7 protein-coding genes are annotated in these 6,872 nt (G+C 60.4%); 5 read left to right on the top strand and 2 right to left on the bottom strand.

The annotated features are described in order from the left end of the window. From AC1DT3_RS09265 to AC1DT3_RS09255, 3 genes are all read left to right on the top strand, one after another. A partial coding sequence (locus AC1DT3_RS09265; protein WP_477464964.1) for a DUF2804 domain-containing protein occupies positions 1 to 508 on the top strand: 508 nt, incomplete at its 5' end. A gap of 5 nt (positions 509 to 513) precedes the next feature. Continuing rightward, entirely contained in the window at positions 514 to 1,515 is a 1,002-nt protein-coding gene (locus AC1DT3_RS09260; protein WP_477464963.1) for a DUF2804 domain-containing protein, read from the top strand. Positions 1,516 to 1,569: 54 nt separating this feature from the next. Beyond that, complete coding sequence (locus AC1DT3_RS09255; protein WP_477464962.1) at positions 1,570 to 2,628, top strand: ABC transporter ATP-binding protein; 1,059 nt, start codon at positions 1,570 to 1,572, stop codon at positions 2,626 to 2,628. A 21-nt stretch (positions 2,629 to 2,649) separates the two neighbouring features. On the opposite strand, the gene AC1DT3_RS09250 is transcribed toward AC1DT3_RS09255, so the two are convergent. Together AC1DT3_RS09250 and denD are read right to left on the bottom strand one after the other, a co-directional pair. Beyond that, complete coding sequence (locus AC1DT3_RS09250; RefSeq protein WP_477464961.1) at positions 2,650 to 3,408, bottom strand: SDR family oxidoreductase; 759 nt, start codon at positions 3,406 to 3,408, stop codon at positions 2,650 to 2,652. Between the two features lie 16 nt (positions 3,409 to 3,424). Beyond that, positions 3,425 to 4,408 carry a D-erythronate dehydrogenase gene (gene denD / locus AC1DT3_RS09245; protein WP_477464960.1) on the bottom strand — a complete coding sequence of 328 codons (984 nt, stop codon included), beginning with the start codon at positions 4,406 to 4,408 and terminating at the stop codon, positions 3,425 to 3,427. Between the two features lie 220 nt (positions 4,409 to 4,628). Here denD and AC1DT3_RS09240 point away from each other — a divergent pair, with 220 nt between their 5' ends. Both AC1DT3_RS09240 and AC1DT3_RS09235 read left to right on the top strand, forming a co-directional pair. Further along, positions 4,629 to 5,180, top strand: a complete 552-nt coding sequence (locus AC1DT3_RS09240; RefSeq protein ID WP_477464959.1) for a FecR domain-containing protein — start codon at positions 4,629 to 4,631, stop codon at positions 5,178 to 5,180. 6 nt (positions 5,181 to 5,186) lie between these two features. Then, positions 5,187 to 6,872: CHASE2 domain-containing protein (locus AC1DT3_RS09235; protein WP_477464958.1), on the top strand; the 1,686-nt coding region annotated here is incomplete at its 3' end.

The following is a 6,872-nucleotide window of genomic DNA, read 5'->3' as shown; positions in this document are numbered from 1 at the left end:
CACGCGGAAGGACAATTGCCTCGAAGTCGAAGGCAAAGTCATCGTCGACGGAATTGCGCGCAGGGTGAAGCGCGGCCGCGCCTATGCGATCCACGATCACGGCCGGGGCCGATGGCCGTATGATACGACATGGAACTGGGCGGCCGGCAGCGGTGATACCGACGGCCATCAGATCGGCCTGCAATTCGGCGCCAAATGGACGCAGGGGACTCCATCGACGGAGAACGTCCTGCGCATCGATGGTCGGTTGCATAAGATCAGCCAAGAACTCGAATGGACATACGACACGTCCAATTGGATGGCGCCGTGGCGCATAAAGGGCGATCGGGTCGATCTCACCTTCACGCCCACGATCTATCACCGCCATTTCTTCAACCGTTGGGTCATCAGCGCCCGGGGCGATCAGTGCTTCGGCCATTTCAACGGTGAAATCATCTCCGACGAGGGCGAACGGTTCCGCGTCGCGAAAGTCTTTGGCCTGGCAGAAGAGGTTCGACGTAAATGGTAGGCGGCGTGCAAAAAATCGAGCGTGAGCTGAGTGAACCAGTCGACCTGTGTCTACCAGATGGGACGCTCAATCCGGCCGCAGTTGGATGGACGCGTGCACCTTTGCACCGAGCGAACCTGCGTGGGTGGGGGCGAAACAAGCGCTTCGAATATTGGTGTATCACCACACCGGAAATCGTCGTCGCGGTGAACGTTTCGCATTCGGATTACCGTGTGACCTTGGCGACGTTCTTCCTTAACCTCAAAACACTCGAGGCTTTCACGGGTGTCGAGGTTCACTGGCTGCCGCGTAGCCGGGTCGATCACATGCCCGAGACGTCAGGCAAGGGCGCGACGATCGGCCGGGGCGATCGCATGCGCATCGAGATGCGCCCGACTGTTGGCGGAACCAAGCTCGATGCGACGACTGAACGGCTTCGCGTGGATCTCGACGTCTTCGAACGCGCAGGCCACGAATCGATGGGTGTGGTCGTGCCCTGGGACCGGCATCGCTTCCAGTACACGCGCAAGGACAATTGCCTTCCTGTTCAAGGGCGCGTAGTTGCGGATGGCGTGACATATGAGGTCGAAGCCGGAACGGCGTACGCGACGCTCGACCATGGACGCGGTCGCTGGCCATACTCCATTGTATGGAACTGGGCCTCGGGGAGCGGTCGCAGCCGTGGCCACGAGATCGGCCTGCAATTTGGCGCCAAATGGACCGACGGGACGCCTTCGACGGAAAATTGCCTCCGCATCGATGGGCGCATTCAGAAGATCAGTCAGGAAGTCGTCTGGACCTACCACACGACGGATTGGCTGCGTCCGTGGACGATCAAAGGGGACCGAGTCGATCTGGTCTTTACGCCCGTCTATGATCGGCAATCGTCCTTCGACCGCCTGATCGTCGTGAGCAAGGAGCACCAGTGCTTCGGCTATTTCGACGGGCATGTCATCGATGAAGATGGTCGCCGTTTCGAAGTCGAACGGATATTTGGCTGGGCGGAAGAGGTCCGCCGCCGCTGGTGATCGCCATAAGAAGAGCATGCGGTTAGTTACGCAGATTTCAGGGGAGGGGCCGCTTTGGGCACCGTTCAGATCAGAGACGTACGCAAATCCTACGGCAATCATGCCGTCATGCATGGGGTTTCGATCGATATCCCTGACGGAGAGTTTGTTGCGCTCGTCGGACCGTCGGGTTGCGGAAAGTCGACCCTGTTGCGAATGATCGCTGGCCTCGAAGAGATCACCGACGGTGAGATTTCGATCAGCAACCGGGTGGTCAACGATGTTGCGCCGAAAGACCGCGACATTGCCATGGTATTCCAGAACTACGCGCTCTATCCGCATATGAGCGTCAGCGAGAACATGGGATTCGCTCTCAAACTTCGGCGGCTTGCCAAGAGCGAGATCGATCGCCGGGTCAATGCGGCTGCTCAGATACTCAGCCTTGGCGCGCTTCTCAACCGAAAGCCGCGAGCTCTGTCCGGAGGACAGCGCCAACGTGTCGCCATGGGGCGAGCGATCGTTCGCGATCCCACCGTATTTTTGTTCGATGAGCCGCTTTCAAACCTCGACGCAAAGTTGCGCGTCCAGATGCGTTCCGAGTTGAAGGAACTGCATCAGCGTCTGAGAACAACGACAGTCTACGTCACTCACGATCAGATCGAGGCCATGACATTGGCCGACCGTGTCGTGGTGATGAATGCCGGACGCGTGGAGCAGGTGGGCCCGCCACTGGATTTGTACGACAAGCCGGTCAACCTTTTCGTCGCTGCCTTCATTGGCTCACCGCCGATGAATTTTCTCCAGGGCCGGCTGGTCGATGGTGGCGGGCGTGTTGCGCTAGAAGACGGCACGCTCCTCGATCTTCCGGCCGCTCTTGTAGCTCCCTCGCAATCCGGCGTCACTCTGGGCGTCCGGCCGGAGCACTTCGTGATCGGTTCGACGGGCTGGCCGGCGATCGTGTCCGTCGTTGAGCCGACGGGCTCGGAGACGCAGATCAGCGCCAAGTTGGCCGGTCTGACGCTTCGCGTCATGGTGCGCGGACGGACGGCTGTCGGACCTGGCGATACGATCCATCTCACCGTCGATACGCAGAACATGCACGTCTTCGATACGGAGACTGGGCTGCGAATCTGACTGGACCCAGCGCGTAAGCCATTATCCGCGTCCGATAAAAGGCATTTTCGTCGCCATGACCGTCATCGTCTGGACGTTGGCGTTCAACGGGAGCCCGGCCATGTAGACGACGGCCTCCGCGACAATGTCGGGGTCGATGGTCGGCTCTGATGCAACCGAACCGTTGGCTTGGAGAATACCCGCGCTCATCTTCGTGGTCATGGAAGTCGCGGCGTTGCCGATGTCGATCTGGCCGCAGGCGATATTGTAGGCTCGCCCATCGAGGGACGTCGATTTCGTCAATCCGAGAATGGCGTGCTTCGAGGCGGTATAGGGTGCAGAGAAGGGCCGGGGAACGTAGGCCGATACGGACCCATTGTTGATGATGCGGCCGCCCTGAGGGTCCTGCTCTTTCATGATGCGAAATGCTTCCTGCGTACACAGGAACGCACCAGTGACATTCGTGTCGAGCACGCTCCTCCATTGATCGAAAGTGATATCCTCGAGCGGCACCGCGGGAACATTGGTACCAGCGTTGTTCACCAGAAGGTCCAGCCGCCCGAACGACTCTCGCACTTTGGCGAAGAGCGCAGCGACCGAGCGAGAATCGGTGACGTCCGTCTGCACGATGAGACTCGTCGATCCCGCAGGCATGATTTCGTCGCGCGCCTGCTCCAGAATCTCCAGTCGGCGGCCAGCCATGACGAGATGGAAGCCGCTCGCGGCTAGGCCCTTTGAAATGGCCTTCCCGACGCCGGTGCCGGCGCCGGTGACGATTGCGATCTTGGATTGAACGGTCATACTTCTCTCTCAGGTCTCATGGCGCAAAAACGCCGCCGAGCTCGTCCTCGATATGAGCACGGACAATTTCATCAAAATTATCCTCTGCGCGAAATCCGAGGCTTTTGGCTCTCGCGGCATCGAAACGACGGGGCCAGCCCTCGACGATGGCCATGATCTTCGGATCGGGTTCGCGCCGGATTCTGGAAACAGCCTTGGCGCCGGCGATCCGCCGGAGAGAGTCGATCTGTTCCGCGACTGTCACCGATACGCCGGGCATGGTGAGATTGCGGCGCGAGCCGAGATGCGCGCCATCGATCATTGCCGCGTGAATGAGAAAGCCGATCGCGGATCGTGGCGACGCGTGCGTATGTCTAACGTCTTCCGATACCGGAAGTATGGCTTCTCGGCCGCTCAACGGTTCTCGGATGATGCTCGAAAAGAAGCCCGAAGCGGCCTTGTTAGGCGTCCCTGGGCGAACGCAAATGGTAGGCAAGCGAATCCCGATACCGTCGAAGAACCCGCGCCTTGTGTAGTCGGCGAGAAGCAATTCACCGATCGCCTTTTCCGTCCCGTAGCTGGTGAGCGGGGTGGTGAAGAACTCGTCTCCGATGGCGTCTGGAAACGGAGCGCCGAAAACAGCAATTGAGGACGTGAAGACCAAGCGCGGCCGATAGGTGTCGCCGATCGCGCGGACGGCGTCGAATAATCGGCGCGTCCCGTCCAGATTGATGCGCATTCCCTTCTCGAAGTCGTCCTCGGCCTCGCCAGAGACGATCGCAGCAAGGTGAAAAATGACATTGGGACGTCCCTCAACCAGCTTTTCGACGACGCCGGCCTGAGAGAAATCGGACGTTGCGACAGTGACCTTGAACGGGGCGCCAGGTGGATGAGCGGCAGGAACGACATCGTGCAGAATTGCGCTCGTGATCGCCCGCCCACCGATGTGGCCTTCTCGCCCAAGGCGTTCGGTAAGCTTGCGGCCGACCATTCCGGCCGCTCCGAGTATCAGCACGTTCATGGTGGGGTCCTTCGGAGCGCTTCAATCTGGCGCGGACCGCGATTCTTGGCAACGAATATGCGAGTGGAAGCTAATGCCGGGGATCAAGGCTAACAACCATGTTGTTCTTAGTAATAACATTGCAGAATTCATGCTTCTTAATTGCGCGCGCATTTCTTGCCGTGCCATGGCACTATCTTTGCGCGGCGGGCACGAAGTTTCCTAGCAAAGGAGGGTTTTCATGCTGTGCGCGCAATCCAGACAGACCTCTCGTCTCGTATCTTTCAGGCAGTCGTGGGGGCTCCTGTTGAGACTTGGTCTTTTCATTTTTCCGGTTTCGGCGATGGCGCAGTCGAGCGCATGCGTCATTGAGACCGGCGCAGCCCGCCAAGTTCTCCGTTGCCAGGATGGCTTGATCATCGAGGTGGAGAAGGGGGCCGACTACACGTTTCTCGATCAGGATCGCGATGGGCGCCCGGACGCGGTTGAACTGAGGAGTCGCGCTCTGCTTCTCCATGCACCCGCGCGTACCGGGACACAGCGCTTCCAGGTTCTGACTCCGCAAGCCGTTGCTGCCGTTCGCGGTACGGATTGGGCCGTCGATGTAGATCCTGGCAAGACGGCTGTCTTTGTCATCGACGGGCAAGTCTCTGTGAGGCGCGCGAACCGCCGAGCCGCCGTCGCACTCGGACCCGGGAATGGCGTCGATGTGGAGGCGGGAACAGCTCCCCTTGTTGTCAAACGGTGGCCCGCGCCGCGTGTCGCGGCCCTCCTCGCGCGCTTCGGTCGCTAGGCCACGATGCCGAGACGGCATGTCGCCACACTCCTCGCGGTTTGTGTCGCCGGGCTCTGGGGCGCATTGCTGGCGTGGTCGCACTGGAAGGGCGAGCCGTCTGTCCTCGACCGGATCGAGGCGCCGCTGATTGATCTTCGCTTTCTCATTGATGGAAGGCGACCCGCTCCCGACCTCCTGACCATCGTGTCGATCGACGACCGGACCGTTGGAGAAACCGGGACTTACCCGTTACCTCGTGCGGTGATCGCAGACCTCGTCGCGCGCATCGCGGCTCGCGGGCCAAAGGCGATCGCAATCGATCTTCTTCTCGTCGAAGCTGGATCGGTGGCRGGAGATCGAAAACTGGCCGACGTACTGGACGCGGTCCCTGCGGTGATCGCGGCGGCGGCGACGTTCGATCAATCCATCCAGACCTCGACCGTCGAAGCGGATGGCTTCGAGCGCGTTCCGCGTGCGCAACATCTGCTCTTGCCGCTGCCCCTGTTCATCGAAGTCGCGGCCGTCGGCGTGGTCAATGTGGGAACCGACTCATCGGGGACGCCGCGTCACGTGCCTCTCGTACTGAGATTGGACGACCGGCTTATTCCATCGTTTGCATTGCGGGTGGCTTCGATCGCGCTGAAGCAGGATCCCCAGATCCTGCCCGATCGGATCAGTTTCGGCGGTCGACGGATCGACACCGATATCGGATTCAACCTGCCGCTTCGGTTCTACGGTTCACGTGGGACGATCCGCACGATCAGCGCGGCCGACATCCTCAGTGGGCGCCTCGACGAAGCCGCGCTGAAAGATCGAATCGTCGTCATCGGCGCTACCGTCACCGGTGGCGGTGACGTCTTTCCCACGCCTTTCGACCCGATCCTGCCCGGCGTCGAGGTCCTGGCGACGGCGATCTCGCACCTGACGTCCGGTGACAATCTTCTGCGCGACAACCGGGTGAGAGCGACAGACGTCGYGGTCGCGGTCATCTTGCCGATGTTTCTTGTGCTGCTTCTCTCCTGGCATCGCAGCGTGATCGCGTTCGGGCTCATTGCTCTCGTCGCCATGCTGTGGATCGGCTTGACGATCGTGGCTTTCAAGTACGGCATATGGCTCAGCGCGACATTGCCTGTCGTGGCCGCTGCCCCTCCTGCGATGATTTTCGGCGCCATGCGCCTATGGCTCGACCGAAATCGGGCGGACCACCTCGCCGAGCAACGGGCGACATTGCGGCATTTTCAGCCGCCGAGCCTGACCGCACGGTTGGCAAAGGATCCGGACTTTCTCGTCACCCCGATCCGCCAGCAGGCGGCGCTCGTGTTCATCGACCTCAATGGATTCACGAGCCTCAGTGAATCACTCGGCCCGGACGAGACGTACCAAGTGCTCCGAGGGTTTCATTCGCTCATCGATGAACAGGCTGTACGCCATAACGGACTTGTCGCCGCTTTCATGGGCGATGGCGCCATGATCATCTTCGGCATTCCCGATCCTGGACCGACCGATGCAGACGATGCGACGCGCGCTTGTGTCGATCTCTGCCGGCAGACGCGGGATTGGATTGCGTCGCTTCCTGAGTCGGTTTCATCGCGAATCAGTTTCAAGATAGGGGCACATTTCGGGCCCGTGGTCGCGTCGCGTCTCGGTGGGGAGAGCCATCAGCACATCACGGCGATCGGCGATACCGTCAATGTCGCCAGTCGACTGATG

It is taken from the genome of Microvirga sp. P4_G7 (assembly GCF_056401005.1).
The sequence above is the reverse complement of the archived record's forward strand: the minus strand, read 5'-3'. Positions and strand labels throughout refer to the sequence as shown.